Raw genomic sequence first — 18,150 nt, forward strand, 5'->3', positions numbered from 1 at the left:
GTGTACACTCAGCGGGAAACCGCACAAAAACCGGGCCATTTCAGTATGGATACGCATCTCCGCCAGCTGGTGGTAATCTGGCTTTTTCCATTGTTTGCCCGCATAAGGAACTGTCCATGACAACTGTCAGCAGCGATGCCAGTACCGAGCTTCGTAGCCTTTATCCCGCCATTGAACCCTACGACTCCGGCATGCTGGATGTTGGCGATGGCCACCAGGTTTACTGGGAGCGTGTCGGCACACCGGGTGCCAAACCAGCGGTGTTTCTGCACGGAGGCCCGGGCGGTGGTTGTAATGAGTCTCACCGACGGGTGTTTGATCCGGCCAAATACGACGTTGTGCTGTTTGACCAGCGCGGCTGTGGTCGCTCGACGCCGCATGCCAATCTTGACGCCAACACCACCTGGCATCTGGTCGCAGATATCGAACGACTGCGCGAAAAATTTGGCATCGCCAAATGGCTGGTATTTGGCGGCAGCTGGGGTTCTACGCTGGCGCTGGCCTATGCACAAAGCCACCCTGAACACGTCTCCGAACTGGTGCTGCGTGGTATTTACACCCTCACCCAGGCTGAACTGGACTGGTACTACCAGTACGGCGTCTCGGAAATGCACCCGGAAAAGTTCGAGCGGTTTCAGGCACCGATTCCGGCAGGCGAACGCGACAATATGATGCTGGCGTATCACCAGCGTCTGACCGGTGATAACGAAGCTGAAAAGCTTGCCTGCGCCAAAGCCTGGAGCCAGTGGGAAGGCGGTACGGTCACCTTGCTGCCGGACGAAAACCTGGTCGACGACTTTGGCGGTGACCAGTTTGCACTGGCCTTCGCCCGCATCGAAAACCACTTCTTTATCAACAAGGGCTGGCTGGAAGACGGCCAGCTGCTACGTGACGCCTATAAACTCCACGGCATTGCTGGCGTGATTGTGCACGGCCGCTTTGATATGCCATGCCCGCTGAAATACGCCTGGAACCTGTCCAAAGCCTGGCCGGATGCCGAACTGCATATTGTCGAAGCCGCTGGCCACGCCATGAGCGAGCCGGGCATTCTCGATCAGCTGATCCGGGCGACGGACCGGTTTGCGGGGTAAATCGGCGCTTGGTGTAATACTTCCTGGCCGGATGTATTACACCGGTGCTATTTGATTAACGGGTAGGATGTATTAGCGGAACGCGTAATACATCGAGTCGCAATGCAGAATTGGCAAACACGCTGGATCAAGCAAGGAAACAACGATGAGCAAAACATCTGAAGGATCGAGCCGGACTCCAGAAGCAGAGGAATTGGCGCAAATTCGCGACGACTTTCACGCCTTTATCAGTGGTTTTAACAGCCTGATTCTGGCCACGGTGTCCGCCGACGGCTTGCCGGAATCCAGCTATGCGCCCTTTATTCAGCTTGATGGCCGCTTCTATATCTACATCTCTGAACTGGCGAGTCACACGCAGAATTTGTTGGTCAAGCCTGTGGCCAGCCTGTTACTGATCGAGGCTGAACAGGACGCCCGTAACCTGTTTGCCCGCAAGCGCGCGACCATTCAGGTTCACGCCCAGGTGATTTCACGGGATGCCGAAGACTGGCAACGGATACTCGACCAGATGGCCGAACAGTTGGGCGATATGATTGGCCTGGTACGTCAGCTGACCGATTTCCATTTGTTTGAACTGCAGCCGCAAAGTGCCGGTTTTGTGGTGGGTTTTGGCAAGGCGTATCGGCTGGAGGGGGATGGGCTGGCTGAGGTAACGCTGCAGCAGCGTTGATATGGTCACGATTGCAGGGTGGATATGCGAGCGCAGTGAGTGCCATCCAACACGGCGTTGTCAGATGGCAGCCGCTTCGCGTCTTTATCTGACCTACAACACTGGGAGGGCGGGAGTCCCGCCCACACCGGGAACTGCAAGCGGAGTGCCTGCAGTTCTGTCCCTTATTTTGAAACCTTGCCCAGCAAGCGCACACGGCTGATACCGCCATCCGGGAAGACGTTGATCTTCACGTGGGTCACCGGGCCAAGGTCGTTTACTTCCGCCTTGTAGTTGTGTTCCTGGTTCGGCTGCATCTTCTGCTGTGGCAGCAGTTCCTGCCAATACAGGCTCTGGGTTTCGATCTGATCGTCGGTGCCGCCGGTGACGTAGGCCGCCTGAATCGAACACTTGTCCGGGTAGTTGCCCTTGAAGTGGTTGGTATCGAGCAGGATTTCCTCGATGGTGCCAGCGTGGCCCAGGGCCAGAATCACCCAGTCGTTGCCTGGAGTACGGCGACGGGCGGTTTCCCAGCCATCACCCATGTTGATGCCTTTGCCCGGCTGGATAATGTTGCTCATATGGCCGAAGTGCTGGTTGTTACAGGCCAGTGCACGACCACCGTTGAGGGCGGCAGCCAGGTCGACCAGTTCATCGGCAGACTGGCTGGACCAGTCCTTGAATGGCACGCCGTAAACGCGCAGACGGGCAACGCCGCCGTCCGGGAAGATGTTCAGACGCAGGTGCGTCCATGGCTGCTCGCTGAATTGCCCGGCCAGTGTGTGCAGGTGGTGGCTGTCGCCCTGCAGGTTCACTGCTGGCAGGATTTCCGTCCACTCGGTGTCGGCGGTTGGATCACCGGCAGCGCTAAAACAGGCTTCCAGTGAAGCTGATGGCGGGTAGTTACCAGTGAAGAAGCTGGTGTCGATGTCCACAGCCTTGATCATGCCGGTAACACCAAGGCGAATGATGGCGTGGTCGTAACCGGCCTGGCGCTTGCGGCGTGATTCCCAGCCGTCCATCCACTTGCCGTTGTCGTCGTAGACGCCTTCTTTCCAGACCGGCGCGTCCGGGTTCAGCATCCGGTTGGCTTCGGCAAACCAGTCGTCCGTTACGTAAATCACTTCGGTGCCCAGGCGGCTGTTCGCCAGGTTGACGTATTGCTTGAGCGTTTCGACGTCGAAAGAAGGTTGTTGGGTGTTGCTCATGGTTGGGCTCAGCTCTGTGCAGAAGTGGTTGGGTAGTGGTTGTCGTACCAGTGACGGGCAATATCGACCCGGCGCGGGAACCAGACCTGTTGGTGGCCAGCAGCGTATTCAACAAAACGCTTGAGGGCGGCCAACCGGGCCGGGCGGCCGATCAGGCGGCAGTGCAAGCCAATCGACAGCATCTTGGGAGCGCCGTTGCTGCCTTCTTCATACAGCACGTCAAAGGCGTCCTTGAGGTACTGGTAGAACTGTTCGCCGCTGTTAAAACCTTGCGGGGTGGCAAAGCGCATGTCGTTGGTGTCGAGCGTGTAGGGAATCACCAGATGCGGCTTGCTGGTGCCGGTGGCGTCGGCCGGGCCGTTGACCCAGTAGGGCAGGTCGTCGTCATAGGTGTCGGAGTCGTACAGGAAACCGCCTTCTTCCATAACGATGTCACGGGTGTTGGGGCCGGTACGACCGGTGTACCAGCCGAGTGGGCGTTCGCCAGTGATGTTCTGGAGGATCTCGATGGCCTTGTGCAGGTGTTTGGTTTCCTCTTCCTTGCTCATGTGCTGGTAGTCGATCCAGCGGTAGCCATGGCTGCAGATTTCGTGACCGGCGGCGTGCATCGCCTTGATGACCTCCGGGTAACGCTCGGCAGCCATTGCTACGGCAAAAATGGTCAGCGGAATGTTGTGCTGTTCAAACAGCTTCAGAACCCGCCAGACGCCAGCGCGACTGCCGTATTCGTAGATGGATTCCATGCTCATATGACGCACGCCCGGCAGTGCTACAGCGGCTGGCATCTCGGACAGGAAGGCTTCAGATTCCTTGTCGCCATGCAGAATGCAGCGCTCGCCGCCTTCTTCATAGTTGAGGACAAACGAGATGGCGATACGGGCATCACCTGGCCAGTGAGGGTGTGGTGGTTCGGCACCGTAACCGATTAAATCGCGGGGATAATCCACAGACATTGTGTTCTCCAGTCGGAAACTGCCGCGCTGCAGGAAGCTGCCGGGCAGGAAGAAAATGCGAGTGCTAATGACAATGTGGGCAGATTAGCTTGTCCTTTGGCTTCGCTCAATGAAAAATCCTGACCGATTGGTCAAATCCGACATTTGCACTCATAATCCGCTAAATCCGTCGACTACAATGGCTGGACCGGAGTCGCTTTTAAGCGTGTTTTCCGTCGATCTGGCAGCTCAATTTTTATTGCAGGAACCCGCTATGGAATCTTTTGTTGAACAGCCTTCCGGTTATGTGAGCCTGACGCCACAGCCGTTGACCCGGGAAGCGTTTGCGCCGTTTGGTGATGTTATTGAGACCGAAGATCGTGACCATTTCACCATCAACGACGGTTATGCCGAGCGTTTTCACAATCTTGCTGAGGTCGATCTGACCGAAGCCGATGGCAAGCCGCTGCTGAGTATTTTCCGCGCCCGGCCGCGCCCTCGGCCGTTGCTGGTGGAAATGATGGAGCGTCATCCGATGTCGAGCCAGGCTTTTATTCCGTTGTCGGATACACCATTTCTGGTGTTAGTCGCACCGGCGGGTGAAGCGCCGTCACCGGAGAATCTGACGCTGTTCCGAACGAATGGCCGTCAGGGAGTGAACTTCGCTCGCGGTGTTTGGCATTACCCGCTGCTGGTGGAAAAAGTCGATCAGGAGTTTCTGATTGTTGACCGTGGTGGCCCAGAGAAAAACTGCGATCTGCATTATTTTGCCGATGGGGTGCGTGGAGAAATTATCTGAATGTATGGTCCTGCTTTGGCCTGTTGGGGACCCTCTGAATAACTCAGGACTCGCGCAGAGCTGTACAGAGTGGAGGGGCCCCGGTACTGGATATCGCTCACAAAACACGAAATTGATAGCACCCAGTCCGTGAGTCCGTCACATAGTTACCAATGCCAGACATTCATATTGAGTGCTGTCCGTATAGTTTGGTTCACTCATTCGAACAGGAATCAAATGTATGGATGCATGGAAACAACTGGGGATAACAGCGACCCCAAATCGCCTTGAAATCAAGCGGCAGTACACTGCGCAATTGAAATTGATCGACCCGCAGAATATCGGCAAACAGTTCCGGGAATTGACATCAGCTTATCGGCAAGCGCTGTCTGAAGCCCGATTCCAGCAGGCTGCAGGGATCTCTGCGGCGTCCTCCTTCAGTAACAGTGAAACAGTTCGAAGTGAACCTGAAGTTCCTGATTTCGGAGCTGTGCAGGACCATGAACAACTGGCAGGTGTACTGGAAGCGCTGTACGTCGACCTGGAACTCAGAAACGAGTCAAAAGCCTGGGTCGGTACGTTTTCCAGAATCTTTCGACAGCCACTGTCGGCAGAACTTTCCCAACAATTCGAGATGCACATTCTGGAGTTTGTCGCTCGCAATCATTTGCTGTCGGCTTCCGTGTTGAGTGCTGTGCTGTCGTTTTTCTTTGTTGCTGAAACCTTTGAAAAATTTGCAGGTAGCGAGCTTGAAAATCCGCTTCGGTATCTATTCGGGGTCGTTCAAACACGTCGTTATCGAATGGATGAGTCTGGCCTTGACCAGTCGGATATCGGTGCCCACATTCAGCAGTGGAAAGCCCGCCGCTATCTGGAAGACCAGTGGCTTTTCGCCAAGTGCGATATTGACGAACTAGTAGGTCGCTATGCCGAACATTTCAATGTGCAGGAACATCCAGACCTTACCAATTTTGTTGCTCGCCGCTGCCTTGATGAAGATCGTCATGATCTGGTCGAACAGTTGCTGCCGATGTCACTCAGTGAGCACATTACGGCGGATAACTGGCTGTTGGTGGGGCACAGTTTGCTGGCACAAAAGCAGTACGAAAAAGCGCTCAGAGCCTATCAGCTCACCCAGCTGCAACTGCCGGATGCCAGTCGCAAATTGTGCGAACAGAACATTGCTCACTGCTTTTATCACCTGGGGCATTACGAAGTCGCAGCGGCTCTGTACTCAGAGTGTCTGGTCGCTTGCCCGCACGACTTTGCCATCAGGCAGCTGTGTTATGACGCCTGTAATCGTCTGATCCAGAGCTTGCATCAGGAAGGGATTACAGGACGTGAGTACGAGATTGCCGAGCTGATGTATGAAAACGGCCGCTATGCCGAAGCCGCTGAATTGTTGGCACCGCAGGCGGATCGTTGGTTGGCTGAGTCCGACACCTTATATGGTCGCTGTGTTGGCCAATCTGGTGAACACAAGCAAGCAGGTGAACTGGCCATTGCCATGTATGAGCAGGCCAAAGCCGCTGGCACGGATACCATCTCGCTGATTTTTGATTACGTGCTCAATTTTGGCGGTCGATATTACTACTCGCAGGTCAATACACTTTGCAGCAACGAACTTGATGCATTGGAGCAAATGGCGCGGTCTGATCCCGAATATGCCTTTGCGATGAACCAGGTTTACACACGATTGATTCAAAGTCAGAACCTGACGGGTGATGCAGCTCGACCTTTCAAGCTCAAAGCCACTGAATTTATTGATATGGCGGTACAGACCCAACCATTGAATGCCCGGTACAACTTCGAACGGGCCTTGTTGAAATTCGAGCACGGCGATTATCAGGCCACGGCCGAGAGTGGCTTTTTGGCCGTGCCTGCCTATCGCAGTAATTACAACCTGCGCCACAACCTGGCCTTTGCCTTGTTCGAACTGGAAGACTATCAGGAAGCCATTCCTAACCTGGAATTTTACCTGGGTATGGAAAACCTGGAAGACCAAAACCGTCTCGACGCGGGTACCAGGCTGTTGATTGCCAAAGGGGCTTGTGGGGAGATTCAGGACGTACTGGATACCTACAAGGAACATTACCGCAATCACCCTGAATACCGTGACGCACTGGGGACTGCTGTGCCCTTGATGGCACGGTATCTGGTGGCTGCCAAGCCAGAGCTGGACGTTGAGCTTTTGCAAAAATTGTTCGTCGTTATCAATCCTTTCTATTCCAAAACCCGTGAGATGGCCGCAGACCTCGCGGTGTTATTCCAGCTGGCGGCGGAGCTGACTGAGGGGGAGTCAAATGACGGCTATGGCGTTGATCATTTCCGGGAGATGTATCTGAAAAAGTGCCCCGGGCTTCACGAACACAGTCTGAATTTGAATCTGGACGAGCTAATGGCTGAATTGAAGGGAGATCAATATGCACGCAGCTGAGCAACCACTCCGTGGTCTGAAATTATGGCAGGTTTCCCTGTCTGGCCTGTTGGCAAAAATGAATAACAGCCGTCACCACTGTCTGGCGCTGGAAGGGATGTCAGATGCCAACATGATCGAGTCTTGGACCATGTCGATGCACCGCGACTGGGGCATTCACAATGAAGCCGAACTGCTTGACATGATTGAGTGGCTGGAAGAGCAGGGCCATAACGACAGCTTTCAGGAAATGGCCAAGGAATGGCAGGGTGTCTCCGAAATGGAGCTTCAAAAAGTGTCGCGTCGTCATGAAGGTGATAAATATATCAGCAAACTGCAGTTGGTTACTCAGCATCAGCAATCGTTGAAGGGCTGTGGTGTTTTCGCCTGGGATATTGGCCGAGGTGCCCACTTGGCTCGTTGTGGTTTTTATACCGGCATGATCTCGGAACAGCGTTGCTGGGAGTTAATGGACCGATTGACGGAACTGGTGTATCCGCGTTTCAGCGGTTGGTTGCAGTATGGGTTGAGCTATACGGTTGGCCGCGCCTATTGGCAGGCTGGCTATCACGATAATGCCTACTGTGATGGTGTTTTTGATCATTTGCGTTCGATCCAGAATGATCCTGAACATCCCTGGAACTGGTTGAGCTGGGATACCCCGTCAGAATCTGGCTTTGGGGTGAAGACATCCGAGCCGCAGAAACCGGTTTTTCCTGGGTTGTGATTTCAAATCTCGTTTGATGCGCAGTGCGTACCCTACGGGGGATCGAGAATCATGTTGTAGGAAAGGCTTGCCTCCGACGTATTTGGTGCGTGGTGCGCACCGTACAATGCGCACCGCGCTGCGGATAACCATAGGATGGGCAGAAGTGCCCATCGCATGGTTTTCGATCAGGCTTCTTCTTCCTGCCGGTAGGAATAGGTGGTGTTAAAGCAGTAAATCATCCAGTCACCGGCGGAAATTGGTGCGTATTTGGGTGCTTCACCGGCTTCACAGCAGTTCGGCAGACAGCTGACGTCGGTGTCGAAGTCGGGTTCTACAAAGAACGGCATGGAGTAACGTTCGGCACCGGATGGGCTGTAGACACGGTGTGGCGTCGACTTGTAACGGTCGTTACTCCAACGCGCCATCATGTTACCGATGTTGATTACAAAGCTGCCGTCAATCGGCGGCGCATCAACCCAGTTGCCTTGCAGGTCCTGCACTTGCAGGCCGCCAATTTCGTCTTGCCACAGAATTGTGATACAGCCGTAGTCGGTATGCGCACCAGCGCCAATCGGCGCTTCTTCGGTGGTCGCCGGACGCGGCGGATAATGCAGGAAACGCAGCACACTGAGCGGGTGTTCGAATTTGTCGGCGAAGAAGTTTTCGTCGATCTTGAGTGCCAGCGCCAGTGCGCTCAGTACCTTCTTGCCCAGTTCCAGCATGTCCCAGTAGTGGCGTTCCATTTTTTGCTGGAAGTCGGCGATTGCTGCCGGGTACTGGTTGGGGCCGTAGAGTGGTCGTTGCGGGCCAATCAGGGCATGGTCGGCGGGCAGGTTCAGACCCATGTCGAAGGATTCCTTGCAATCCCCCGGTTTGCTCGGGTCGAGCTGTTCGGCCGAAACTTCGCCATAACCCCGGTGGTTGGCGGAGTTCTTGATGTTGATGCTGAGTTTTTCTTCCATCGGCAGGGCAAAAAATTGCTCCGCCAGCTGGCGCATTTCTGCCATGCGTTCAGCCGGGATGGGATGTCCGGTGATGTAGAAAAAGCCGCTTTGCTGACAGGCACCGTCGATGGCGTTGGCCACCGCCAGTTTGGCGCTTTGCTGAGTGGCAGAGTCGTTGTTGTAAAGCGGGGATATGTCGATCAGTGGAATGTTCATCTGAGTTGAGTCCAATGAGGGAGCGTTGCTTGAATGTGGCTCCCGATCCGTCCTGCTTTTCGTCAGGACATAGGGCTGCGCCGGAGAACCCGTTCCGGCGGCAACCTTTTTTACGTGCAACCAGCGGCTGAATCAGCGCTGGCTGCTGGTATTGCATCTATCTTCTGGCAGCCTTTTACAGGCGTCTGGCAGGCATTATTTAGGAATATCGGCCTTGATGCCTTCGACGTACCAGTCCATTTTTTCCAGATCAGCAAACGTCAACTTGGTACCGGCTGGCACTTTCAGCTCGCCCTTGTTGTCTTTCAGTGGGCCTGTGAACGGGTAAACGCTGCCGTCCTTGATGCCTGCAATCAGCTCTTTGGCGTGGGTTACCACGTCGGCTGGAATGGATTCGTTGAAGCCTGGGATCACGATGGCACCTTCTTTCATACCTTCAACCATGGCTTCGGATTTCCAGGTACCGTCCATCACAGCCTGAACCTGGTGAATGTAGTGTGGACCCCATTCGTCTACTACAGACAGCAGGTGGGCATGTGGGCCGAAGTGAGTCATGTCAGAAGCCTGACCTACGGCGTAGGCACCGCGACGTTCGGCAGCCTGCATGGCCGCAGGAGAGTCAGTGTGCTGCAGAATCACGTCAACACCCTGGTCCATCATGGCGTTGGCGGCGTCAGCTTCTTTACCTGGATCGAACCAGGTGTTTACCCAGACGATTTTCAGTTCGGCTTCAGGGTTGTACTTGGCCAGTGCCAGCTGCACTGTGTTGATGTCGCGGATAACCTCAGGAATCGGGAATGAAGCGATGTAACCGATCTTGTTGGTTTTGGTCATCTGGGAAGCCACGTAGCCAGCTACGTAACGACCTTCATAGGTAGTGGATACGTAGGTGCCCAGGTTCTTGGACATCTTGTAGCCGGTGGCGTGCTCAAACTTGACGTTAGGGAACTGCTTGGCAACCTTGACAGTCGGGTTCATGAAACCGAAAGAGGTGGTGAAAATGATATCGTTACCGGCTTTGGCCAGGTTACGGATCACACGCTCGGCGTCGGCACCTTCAGCAACGTTTTCAACGTAGGTGGTTTTTACCTTGTCACCGAAATAGGCTTCCAGGGATTTACGACCCTGGTCGTGCTGGTAGGACCAGCCGTGGTCACCGATTGGGCCTACGTATACGAAACCAACTTTCACCGGGTCTTGTGCCTGTGCAGCTGGAATCGACAGGGCCATCATGGCGCTGGCGGCCAGACCGGTAAGCAGTTTATGGAATTGACGTCGCTTCATCCGTCCTCTCTCCTGTTGTGGCTTGGCAAAGCCAATGTTTTTCATAATTTGACCGTTTGGACAGTATTTCGCAGAAGCAAGATGCTGACCAACTTGTCATGTTTTTGCCAAACTCCCAATACTAGTGTGCTGGCGGCTCGTGAGCCAGATTGCAGTCAGAAAATTCAGGCGGAAATTGATTTGATGTGCATTTAAGTAGTGCATTTATGTTGCTGGATTGCACTTTTGTAGAGCTTGGCTCTGGGAGTCGGGCGTCTGCCGGGCCGCGTTCGGATCTGGTGCCTGAAGTAGGTTGGGCCGAGCCCAACAATTGCTGGGCATGGCTCAGCCTGGCACTGGCGTTTGCCTTGTCGGGTTTGCTACAAAAACTTCATCCGGTCTGGTTTGATCCTTTTTGAATAAATATAAGCTATTGAAAAACATAGACTATTTTTGATTTTAAACTGGTTTGCTGTTTGCAACAGGCTATCGCTAACCCTCAGTTTTCAGTAAGCCAGATAAAGCAAAGGATTTCGGGATGCGCTTTGAACCCTATGATGTTGAGTACGCTGCGATACCCACGCTGTCGGATACCGACCGGCTCGATTATTTTCTGATGCGGGCTTTCGAGACCGAAGATATCTGGGCGCTGCGGCAGGGCAAGGCTTGGTTTGCCCGCGAGGTCGATGGTGTTTTGTTGATGCCGTTGTGGCCCTACAAGCGTTACGCCAGTGATGCCGCGCTGGATGTCTGGATGGATTGCCGACCGGATGCCATGTCGCTGGAATTTTTTATGGACAGTGAAATCGCCGAACTGGAAGCCCGCAATATTCTGTTTGATGTGATGCCGCGTGAAGACCAGCCGGGCTGTGTGATTACTCCGAGGCAGCTGGCGGGGATTCTGGAAGGCATGCAGGATGCCGGGGAATATCGACTGGAAGGTTGATGGGGTCGTTCGGGTTCAAATCCGGACAAAAGCCGGGTAACCAGACCGGGGCGTGGCCTGGTTACCGCAACTCGGTTGCCGATTCCCTCTGGCAGGGCGTTGATTTTCTATCTGCGTTGCCACTGCGGCGTTAAAAACAGGCTCAAGTCGGTCATTTATTACGCATAAACTCCCTCTTTTCTCCTGTTTTTGTCTTGCGTCTGTTTTTACTTTATATGGACGGCCTCGAAAACAACAATCAACAGCGCTGCCAGCGCGAGGGAATCTGCTTATTTCAGCTTGATGGTGAAATGCTTTTTCACCGGTTCAACAATTTGCCAGTGGCCTTTGAAATCCGCTTCAAACACAAAGGCATCACCCGGGCCTACTTCGACCGGCTCGCCACCGTCAGGAGTGATGATGGCCTTGCCTTCAATTAGATGAACAAATTCCCAGCCGGAATATTCCGCGTAATAGGTACCCGGAGTGGCTTCCCACCAACCGGCGATCATGGAACCGTCCGGAGCTGTGTATTCAATCCAGGTGGTCATGGTTGGGTTACCGTCGGCCTTGGTCCAGCCCGGCAGGTCGGTCGTGATGGGCTCGACAGACGGTGCCGGAATTTTGCTAATGGTCATATGTGATTCTCGGTTTGCGGTCAGACGCTGGAAGTCAGACGTCTGACGCTATTTATATTGCTGGCTCCCGCATACGCATTTGGGAGCCGCTGGATTTGCGCTCTTCCCGGCTATGGGGGAGACGGAATCTGCAGCCTCTGACGTCAGTCTTCCGACGTCAGACGTTGTTATTCCCCGGCCGCCTTTTGCATTTCTTCAGGCTTGGCGGTATCGCTCAGGTAGGCTTCCAGTGAATCGTCCAGCGCATACAGCCACGGGGTGTGGTGTGCTGGTGACGGCGTGCCTGTCATCACGGACGGGAAGGAGAAATCACGGAAGGTCATGATGTTTTCCTTCTTATGCTTCTTCCACTGCAGGAAGGTTTCGTTAACCGCCGGAATATCAAAGTTGGGGTAGTCGGTGGCGTCGATCAGGTGCTGGATGTAGGAGCCCTGATATTCGTAGGCTTCCTTGTCGCTGGACACCTTCAGTTCGTTATCACGCCACAGCTGGCTGTCGGCTTGCATGTCGGCCAGTGCAGGCAGAGGGATTCGACCCATAATTACGTCACGGGCGAACCAGGCCTGGGCATCAAACATGTTGAAGCTGTACCACTGATCCTGCATGCCGAGATACAGCAGTTTGGTGTTTGGCTCCCACACCACGCCCTTGTAGAGGTTCATGGCCCACAGACGGTTGTCGGTTTTCAGTCGCAGTTCTTCTGGCAGGAACGGGAAGGAGTGGATGTAGCCGGTACACAGAATGATGGCGTCGATCTGCTTGCTGGAACCGTCGGAGAAATAGACGTTATCCACATCAACATGGGTCATGGCTGGCTTTTCTTCCCAGTTGGCTGGCCACTTGTAACCCATTGGCGCGCTGCGGTAGCAGGATGTGATGCTCTTGGCGCCGTACTTGTAGCACTGGGAACCGATGTCTTCGGCGGAGTAGCTGGAGCCAACGACCAGTACATTCTTGCCTTTGAATTCCAGTGCATCGCGGAAATCATGGGCGTGCAGAATGCGACCGCCGAAGCTGCTGAAGCCAGGATATTCCGGCACATTCGGCGTCGAGAAGTGACCGCTGGCGACCACGACGAAGTCAAACTCTTCCGAGTAGACCTTGTCTTCGTTGTGATCGTGAACAGTGACGGTGAAGTTGTCCTTGTCGACGTTGAATTCGATGTGGCGAACCGGGCTGTTGAAGCGGATGTACTTGCGCACGTCGGCTTTTTCTACCCGGCCCTTGATGTAATCCCACAGCACTTCCCGTGGCGGGTAGGACGCGATGGGTTTGCCGAAGTGCTCGTCGAAGCTGTAGTCGGCAAATTCCAGCGCTTCTTTTGGACCGTTGGACCAGAGGTAACGGTACATCGAGCTGTGTACCGGCTCACCGTTTTCATCCAGGCCTGTGCGCCAGGTGTAGTTCCACTGACCGCCCCAGTCGGCCTGTTTTTCAAAGCACACCAGTTCCGGAATTTCGGCCCCCTTGGCCTGGGCTGACTGGAATGCACGGAGTTGGGCCAGGCCGCTTGGGCCTGCACCGATAATAGCAACGCGTTGAGTCATGGCTGTTTCCCTCGTTCTGTTTTCTGCTTCGAATTTCTGCTTCGAATTTCTGCTTCGGTTTATGTAGTTAGGCGACAAAAAATTTATTGTGGGGAAAACACTAAGCGCGTGGCGCGGGGCAAGGTATTCCCCAGTGAGGGTAAAAAGAGGGTAAACAAAAGGGGATAGATGCCTCCACCACGAGGCTGCAACAGCCAATGCTGACTTATATTTAATATATATGGTGAATTTATTTCACTGTTCATATATCCCTTTAATTAGTGGTGTTATTTATTATTCCAGAATTGCTATGTATCTTTTTATATATGGAATGACATATTCTTTGGAAATGATTGTTGCAGCCTGAATTAAATGATTTAACGCGGTAATATATCGTCGTGCTTAATAGCGATCATTTCGGCCTCGTTGCCTTTTCTGCAACCACTTCGGCCGGATTCTTTTTCGGGAAATTCAATATGACAAATTCCAACGTATCGGGTGGGGCAAGACTTTTGCTCTGGCTGGTTGGTGCTCTCTTTGCCCTGTCAGGCCTCGGTCTGCTGGTTGGCGGTGTGGTACTGATCAGTGAAGGCGGCAGCTGGTATTACCTGTTGATGGGGCTGGCGTTGCTGGTTTCCGGTGTGCAGGTTGCTCGTGCCAGGCCAGCGGCGGTTACTGTATTTTTCAGCGCTTACGTATTAACCGTTATATGGGCAATATGGGAAGCCGGGTTCGAATTCTGGCCATTACACGCCCGTTTATATGCCTTTACGGTAATGGGGCTGTTATTACTGCTGGTGAATCCGATTATTCGCAAACAAGCCGGACATTTTACCAACGCTGGCAAAAACTGGTCGGTTGCTGCTGTTTTTGCAGTCGCTGTGATTGCCGGTTTCTGGGGGATGTTCCTGCCACACGGCCAGCACAACTTCGTCGCCGAGACCGGTAAGACCGCCGTGACTCCGGCAACCGAACAGAAAAACTGGGCGGCTTATGGCAATACTGCCGAAGGTCAGCGTTTTGCGGCGCTGGATGATATCAACCGCGACAATGTTGACGAATTACAGGTCGCCTGGACCTATCGCACCGGCGATATTGCTGAAAGCACCGGTAACGGTGCTGAAGACCAGCAGACTCCGCTGCAGGTTGGTAACACCCTGTTCCTGTGTACGCCACACAACAATGTGATTGCCCTGAACGCTACGACCGGCGAAGAAAAGTGGAAAACCATTATCGACTCCCGTACCAAGGTGTGGATGCGTTGTCGTGGCCTGGCTTATTTCGACGCCGACCAGCCAGTACAACAACCTGTGGCTGATGGTGCTTCCATGGTGCCGCTGGATACGGTTGAGGCATTCGTCGCTAATCCGGATAACCGCCTGTGTCATCAACGGGTATTCACCAATACCAACACCGGAGAATTGATTGCGCTGGATGCCAATACCGGTGAGTTCTGCCCGGATTTTGGTAGCGAGGCCGGTAAGCCTGGCCGTGTGAGTCTGAAGCAGGGTATTGGCGAAGGTGCTGACAACCTGTATTCACTGACCTCCGCGCCAACATTGGCGGGTACCACCATTGTGGTGGGCGGCCGGGTTGCCGATAACGTTGCGCTGGATATGCCTGGTGGTGTGGTGCGCGGTTTCGACGTAATCACAGGTGAACTCAAGTGGGCTTTTGACCCGGGTAATCCGGATCAACGTTCGGCTCCGGCTGATGGTGAAACCTACACTCGTTCAACACCAAACGTCTGGGCCGGCATGACCTATGACGCCGATTCCAACACCGTATTTATGCCGGTCGGCAGTGCCGCAGTGGATCTGTGGGGCGTTGACCGTACCAAACTGGATGAAAAATACGGCGCTTCAGTGCTGGCAGTCGACGCTGCCACAGGTAACGAAAAATGGGTGTATCAGACCGTTCACCACGATTTGTGGGACTTTGACGTGCCGATGCAGCCAACCCTGATTGACTTCCCGACGGCCAATGGCAAGGTGCCAGCAGTGGTAGTGGGTACCAAGGCAGGACAGATTTTTGTACTTGATCGAGCAACCGGCAAACCACTCACCGAGGTGAAGGAAACGGCGGTCAAGGCGGCCACTATCCCGGATGAAAAATACTCGCTGACCCAGCCTGTATCTGTCGGTATGCCACAAATCGGTACTCCACACCTGACCGAAGCGGACATGTGGGGAGCCACCGTGTTTGACCAGATGATTTGCCGGATTAGCTTCAAGGGCATGCGTTATGAAGGTCTGTTTACTGCCCCGGATACGGATGTATCACTGAGCTTCCCGGGCTCCCTCGGTGGCATGAACTGGGGTGGTCTGTCCTACGACCCGGTTGCTGATCTGCTGGTGGTGAATGATATGCGTCTGGGTCTGTGGGTTCAGATGGTGCAACAGCAGAAAAATGCCAAGGCATCTGATGGTGGCGAAGCGGTGAATACCGGGATGGGCGCGGTGCCTTTGAAAGGTACACCTTATTCCGTCAACAAAAACCGCTTCCTGTCGCCACTGGGAATTCCATGTCAGGAACCACCATTCGGCACGCTGACCGCAATTGACATGAAGACCCAGCAGGTTGCCTGGGAAGCGCCGCTGGGCACAGTGCAGGATACCGGCCCATTTGGCATCAAGATGAAGATGCCGATCCCGATTGGCATGCCAACCATTGGTGGTTCGCTGACTACCCAGAGTGGCCTGATCTTCTTTGCTGCGACTCAGGATTATTACCTGCGTGCCTTCGACAGCGCCACCGGTGAGGAAGTCTGGAAGGCTCGTTTACCGGTTGGTAGTCAGGGCACTCCAATGACCTATCGTTCACCTGCCGATGGCAAGCAATACCTTGTTATCTCGGCCGGCGGCGCTCGTCAGTCACCGGATCGTGGTGACTATGTAGTGGCTTACGCACTGCCGCATTAATCCTCGTTATACACAGGGCAGGGCAATCGCCTTGCCCTGCTGCTCGATCGGCTTACCCCTCTTTTCCCAACATTGCGCTTGAACAGGCTGACTGTCTTTGTTCTGCAGCCTGTTTGCTTCACTGTCTGTCAGCGGCTTTTTGGTTGTCGGGTTTTGTTGTCTGTTCTTTAGTTGCTCAGATGTACCCGAACGGGACCGGGATTTTAATTTTACTAAATTAAGTTGTGTGCAATGTAAAATCGGTTTATGGTTTTGGTCATCATTCGCCAGCCCCGCAATTTTCCATGACCACACCGGCAAGCCAGCACAGCAAGATTTCTTCTGATTCAGCACTGACGGCTGAGTCGCTGGCGCAGGATCACTTGTTACTGCAACAGCAGATCTGTTTTCCGCTCTACGCGGTGTCCAACCTGGTGGTGAAAAGCTATGGGCCGTTGCTGAAGCCGCTGGGGCTGACCTATCCGCAATATCTGGTGATGTTGTTGTTGTGGCAGCACCAGAGTCTGGCGGTTGGCGAGCTGGGCAAACAGTTGCATCTGGATTCCGGCACCCTGACGCCGCTGCTGAAACGGATGGAGAACAACGGCCTGATCAAACGCCAGCGCAGTCCCGCAGATGAACGGCGGGTTTTGGTGAGCCTGACCACTGCGGGCATGGAACTTCGTCAGGCGGCAACGGCCGTACCTCAGGCCATGGCCTGCAAGCTGGCGGCCGATCCGCAATGGCTGCTGCAGCTGCAGGACAATCTGAATTTGCTGATTGGGCGCTTGTCACAAGACGACGCCGGATCCGGCAACTAACCAAACCACTCGCAGGAGGACCCTGTTATGAGCATTCACGATATCGCAGTTACCACTATTGATGGCCAAACCCAGCAACTGTCTGACTTCAAGGGCAAAACCCTGCTGATCGTCAACGTTGCTTCCAAGTGTGGTCTGACTCCCCAGTACGAAGCGCTGGAAGCTCTGTACCAGGAGAAGAAAGAACAGGGTCTGGAAATCCTGGGTTTCCCTTGCAACCAGTTCCTGGGTCAGGAACCCGGCAGCGATGCAGAAGTAAAAGAATTCTGCTCACTGACCTACAACGTGACTTTCCCGATGTTCTCCAAGATCGAAGTCAACGGTGAAGGTCGCCACCCACTGTATCAGTCATTGATCGCTGCCCAGCCAGCTCGCACTACCGCTGAAGGCTCTGGCTTCAAGGCCAAGCTGGCGGGTATGAACCTGCTGTCTGACGACGAAACTGCCATCATGTGGAACTTCGAGAAATTCCTGGTGAACGCTGACGGTCAGGTGGTTGGTCGTTTTGCGCCAGACATGACGCCAGCTGATGCCGAGCTGAAAGGCGCTATCGAAGCCGAACTGGCCAAGTAAGCGGCTGTGCCGATAAATCGCCACCACGGTGGCGATTTATTCGCTCTGATCGAGATTGATGTTCAGCTGCTTCAGCAGCGCCAGCAACTGTTCGCACTGTTGCTGATCGAGACTCGAAACCGCCCGTTCGGCCAGTTCCGTATGGCGGCTTTCAAACTGTTGTGCCAGTGCCTGTCCCTGTGCGGTCGCCCGCAAGCGTGAGATACGGCGGTCCTTGCTGTCGGCGATGGCTTCTACCAGTTGCTGATTTTTCAGCTCGGTGACGATCCGGGCAATCTGGCCCTTGTCGCGGCCGGAGCGTTCCACCAGATCTTTCTGGGTGGCGCCTTCATGACTGGCAATAAACGCCAGCGCCTTGAATCCCATGCCTGCAACATTGCTGCCCTGCTCACGGCTGGCCTGATGATGCTGGCTGCGCAGGTTGTGGCTGAGTTCGCTGATGGCATCAAAAATATCCCGGGCAATGTTTTTTTTCATTGAATCTGTCGCCAAAACATTATTGGTTGACAGTATCAACCAATATGGGTAAGAATAACTTCGATGACATTATCAACTAAATGG

General features: G+C 54.1%; 16 protein-coding genes. 9 read left to right on the forward strand and 7 right to left on the reverse strand.

Annotation, left to right across the window (positions count from 1 at the left end; translation table 11 throughout):
- Nucleotides 1–116 precede the first annotated feature (116 nt).
- Nucleotides 117–1,091, forward strand: coding sequence for a prolyl aminopeptidase (gene pip, locus K6123_RS08830; RefSeq protein ID WP_221796739.1), 975 nt, complete (start codon nucleotides 117–119; stop codon nucleotides 1,089–1,091).
- Nucleotides 1,092–1,236: 145 nt separating this feature from the next.
- The gene (locus K6123_RS08835; protein ID WP_221796742.1) at nucleotides 1,237–1,761 is read left to right on the forward strand and encodes a HugZ family pyridoxamine 5'-phosphate oxidase; all 525 of its coding nucleotides are present in this window, start codon (nucleotides 1,237–1,239) and stop codon (nucleotides 1,759–1,761) included.
- Between the two features lie 164 nt (nucleotides 1,762–1,925).
- Here K6123_RS08835 and alc read toward each other — a convergent pair whose 3' ends face one another.
- Together alc and puuE are read right to left on the reverse strand one after the other, a co-directional pair.
- The gene (gene alc / locus K6123_RS08840; protein WP_221796745.1) at nucleotides 1,926–2,948 is read right to left on the reverse strand and encodes an allantoicase; all 1,023 of its coding nucleotides are present in this window, start codon (nucleotides 2,946–2,948) and stop codon (nucleotides 1,926–1,928) included.
- A gap of 8 nt (nucleotides 2,949–2,956) precedes the next feature.
- The gene (puuE, locus tag K6123_RS08845) at nucleotides 2,957–3,901 is read right to left on the reverse strand and encodes an allantoinase PuuE (RefSeq protein ID WP_221796748.1); all 945 of its coding nucleotides are present in this window, start codon (nucleotides 3,899–3,901) and stop codon (nucleotides 2,957–2,959) included.
- 253 nt (nucleotides 3,902–4,154) lie between these two features.
- On the opposite strand from puuE, the gene K6123_RS08850 reads away from it, so the two are divergent.
- The 3 genes from K6123_RS08850 to K6123_RS08860 all read left to right on the forward strand — a co-directional run bounded on the left by K6123_RS08850 (nucleotide 4,155) and on the right by K6123_RS08860 (nucleotide 7,801).
- Nucleotides 4,155–4,679, forward strand: a complete 525-nt coding sequence (locus K6123_RS08850; RefSeq protein WP_221796751.1) for an ureidoglycolate lyase — start codon at nucleotides 4,155–4,157, stop codon at nucleotides 4,677–4,679.
- A gap of 220 nt (nucleotides 4,680–4,899) precedes the next feature.
- Nucleotides 4,900–7,095 (forward strand): tetratricopeptide repeat protein, encoded by a 2,196-nt coding sequence (locus K6123_RS08855; protein ID WP_221796755.1) that lies wholly within the window; start codon nucleotides 4,900–4,902, stop codon nucleotides 7,093–7,095.
- On the forward strand, nucleotides 7,082–7,801 hold the full coding sequence (locus K6123_RS08860) for a DUF1266 domain-containing protein (protein WP_221796758.1): 720 nt from the start codon (nucleotides 7,082–7,084) through the stop codon (nucleotides 7,799–7,801). Before K6123_RS08855 ends, K6123_RS08860 begins: the two co-directional genes overlap by 14 nt.
- 167 nt (nucleotides 7,802–7,968) lie before the next feature.
- Here the strand turns inward: K6123_RS08860 and K6123_RS08865 are convergent, their stop codons facing one another.
- Nucleotides 7,969–8,943, reverse strand: coding sequence for an isopenicillin N synthase family dioxygenase (locus K6123_RS08865; protein ID WP_221796761.1), 975 nt, complete (start codon nucleotides 8,941–8,943; stop codon nucleotides 7,969–7,971).
- A 195-nt stretch (nucleotides 8,944–9,138) separates the two neighbouring features.
- Nucleotides 9,139–10,227 (reverse strand): BMP family ABC transporter substrate-binding protein, encoded by a 1,089-nt coding sequence (locus K6123_RS08870; protein WP_221796763.1) that lies wholly within the window; start codon nucleotides 10,225–10,227, stop codon nucleotides 9,139–9,141.
- Nucleotides 10,228–10,744: 517 nt separating this feature from the next.
- On the opposite strand from K6123_RS08870, the gene K6123_RS08875 reads away from it, so the two are divergent.
- On the forward strand, nucleotides 10,745–11,152 hold the full coding sequence (locus tag K6123_RS08875; protein ID WP_221796766.1) for a DUF2750 domain-containing protein: 408 nt from the start codon (nucleotides 10,745–10,747) through the stop codon (nucleotides 11,150–11,152).
- A 269-nt stretch (nucleotides 11,153–11,421) separates the two neighbouring features.
- Here the strand turns inward: K6123_RS08875 and K6123_RS08880 are convergent, their stop codons facing one another.
- Together K6123_RS08880 and K6123_RS08885 are read right to left on the reverse strand one after the other, a co-directional pair.
- On the reverse strand, nucleotides 11,422–11,769 hold the full coding sequence (locus K6123_RS08880; RefSeq protein ID WP_221796769.1) for a cupin domain-containing protein: 348 nt from the start codon (nucleotides 11,767–11,769) through the stop codon (nucleotides 11,422–11,424).
- Nucleotides 11,770–11,936: 167 nt separating this feature from the next.
- On the reverse strand, nucleotides 11,937–13,316 hold the full coding sequence (locus K6123_RS08885; RefSeq protein WP_221796772.1) for an NAD(P)-binding domain-containing protein: 1,380 nt from the start codon (nucleotides 13,314–13,316) through the stop codon (nucleotides 11,937–11,939).
- Between the two features lie 455 nt (nucleotides 13,317–13,771).
- On the opposite strand from K6123_RS08885, the gene K6123_RS08890 reads away from it, so the two are divergent.
- The 3 genes from K6123_RS08890 to K6123_RS08900 all read left to right on the forward strand — a co-directional run bounded on the left by K6123_RS08890 (nucleotide 13,772) and on the right by K6123_RS08900 (nucleotide 17,589).
- Nucleotides 13,772–16,216, forward strand: coding sequence for a membrane-bound PQQ-dependent dehydrogenase, glucose/quinate/shikimate family (locus tag K6123_RS08890; RefSeq protein WP_221796775.1), 2,445 nt, complete (start codon nucleotides 13,772–13,774; stop codon nucleotides 16,214–16,216).
- 284 nt (nucleotides 16,217–16,500) lie between these two features.
- Nucleotides 16,501–17,016: a MarR family winged helix-turn-helix transcriptional regulator gene (locus tag K6123_RS08895; RefSeq protein WP_221796776.1), complete on the forward strand. Its 516-nt coding sequence runs from the start codon at nucleotides 16,501–16,503 to the stop codon at nucleotides 17,014–17,016.
- A 27-nt stretch (nucleotides 17,017–17,043) separates the two neighbouring features.
- Nucleotides 17,044–17,589 carry a glutathione peroxidase gene (locus K6123_RS08900; protein ID WP_221796779.1) on the forward strand — a complete coding sequence of 182 codons (546 nt, stop codon included), beginning with the start codon at nucleotides 17,044–17,046 and terminating at the stop codon, nucleotides 17,587–17,589.
- 36 nt (nucleotides 17,590–17,625) lie between these two features.
- On the opposite strand, the gene K6123_RS08905 is transcribed toward K6123_RS08900, so the two are convergent.
- Nucleotides 17,626–18,066 carry a MarR family winged helix-turn-helix transcriptional regulator gene (locus K6123_RS08905; protein ID WP_221796781.1) on the reverse strand — a complete coding sequence of 147 codons (441 nt, stop codon included), beginning with the start codon at nucleotides 18,064–18,066 and terminating at the stop codon, nucleotides 17,626–17,628.
- Nucleotides 18,067–18,150 lie beyond the last annotated feature (84 nt).

Origin of the sequence: Oceanobacter mangrovi, from assembly GCF_019740315.1 — a bacterium.
In the GTDB taxonomy this organism is placed as follows: Bacteria; Pseudomonadota; Gammaproteobacteria; order Pseudomonadales; family Oceanobacteraceae; genus Oceanobacter; species Oceanobacter mangrovi.

Excerpts from the sequence above, each read along its gene's own strand:
- pip (WP_221796739.1), top strand. The coding sequence starts at position 117 with ATGACAACTGTCAGCAGCGATGCCAGTACCGAGCTTCGTAGCCTTTAT.
- K6123_RS08835 (WP_221796742.1), top strand. The coding sequence starts at position 1,237 with ATGAGCAAAACATCTGAAGGATCGAGCCGGACTCCAGAAGCAGAGGAA.
- alc (WP_221796745.1), bottom strand. The coding sequence starts at position 2,948 with ATGAGCAACACCCAACAACCTTCTTTCGACGTCGAAACGCTCAAGCAA.
- puuE (WP_221796748.1), bottom strand. The coding sequence starts at position 3,901 with ATGTCTGTGGATTATCCCCGCGATTTAATCGGTTACGGTGCCGAACCA.
- K6123_RS08850 (WP_221796751.1), top strand. The coding sequence starts at position 4,155 with ATGGAATCTTTTGTTGAACAGCCTTCCGGTTATGTGAGCCTGACGCCA.
- K6123_RS08855 (WP_221796755.1), top strand. The coding sequence starts at position 4,900 with ATGGATGCATGGAAACAACTGGGGATAACAGCGACCCCAAATCGCCTT.
- K6123_RS08860 (WP_221796758.1), top strand. The coding sequence starts at position 7,082 with ATGCACGCAGCTGAGCAACCACTCCGTGGTCTGAAATTATGGCAGGTT.
- K6123_RS08865 (WP_221796761.1), bottom strand. The coding sequence starts at position 8,943 with ATGAACATTCCACTGATCGACATATCCCCGCTTTACAACAACGACTCT.
- K6123_RS08870 (WP_221796763.1), bottom strand. The coding sequence starts at position 10,227 with ATGAAGCGACGTCAATTCCATAAACTGCTTACCGGTCTGGCCGCCAGC.
- K6123_RS08875 (WP_221796766.1), top strand. The coding sequence starts at position 10,745 with ATGCGCTTTGAACCCTATGATGTTGAGTACGCTGCGATACCCACGCTG.
- K6123_RS08880 (WP_221796769.1), bottom strand. The coding sequence starts at position 11,769 with ATGACCATTAGCAAAATTCCGGCACCGTCTGTCGAGCCCATCACGACC.
- K6123_RS08885 (WP_221796772.1), bottom strand. The coding sequence starts at position 13,316 with ATGACTCAACGCGTTGCTATTATCGGTGCAGGCCCAAGCGGCCTGGCC.
- K6123_RS08890 (WP_221796775.1), top strand. The coding sequence starts at position 13,772 with ATGACAAATTCCAACGTATCGGGTGGGGCAAGACTTTTGCTCTGGCTG.
- K6123_RS08895 (WP_221796776.1), top strand. The coding sequence starts at position 16,501 with ATGACCACACCGGCAAGCCAGCACAGCAAGATTTCTTCTGATTCAGCA.
- K6123_RS08900 (WP_221796779.1), top strand. The coding sequence starts at position 17,044 with ATGAGCATTCACGATATCGCAGTTACCACTATTGATGGCCAAACCCAG.
- K6123_RS08905 (WP_221796781.1), bottom strand. The coding sequence starts at position 18,066 with ATGAAAAAAAACATTGCCCGGGATATTTTTGATGCCATCAGCGAACTC.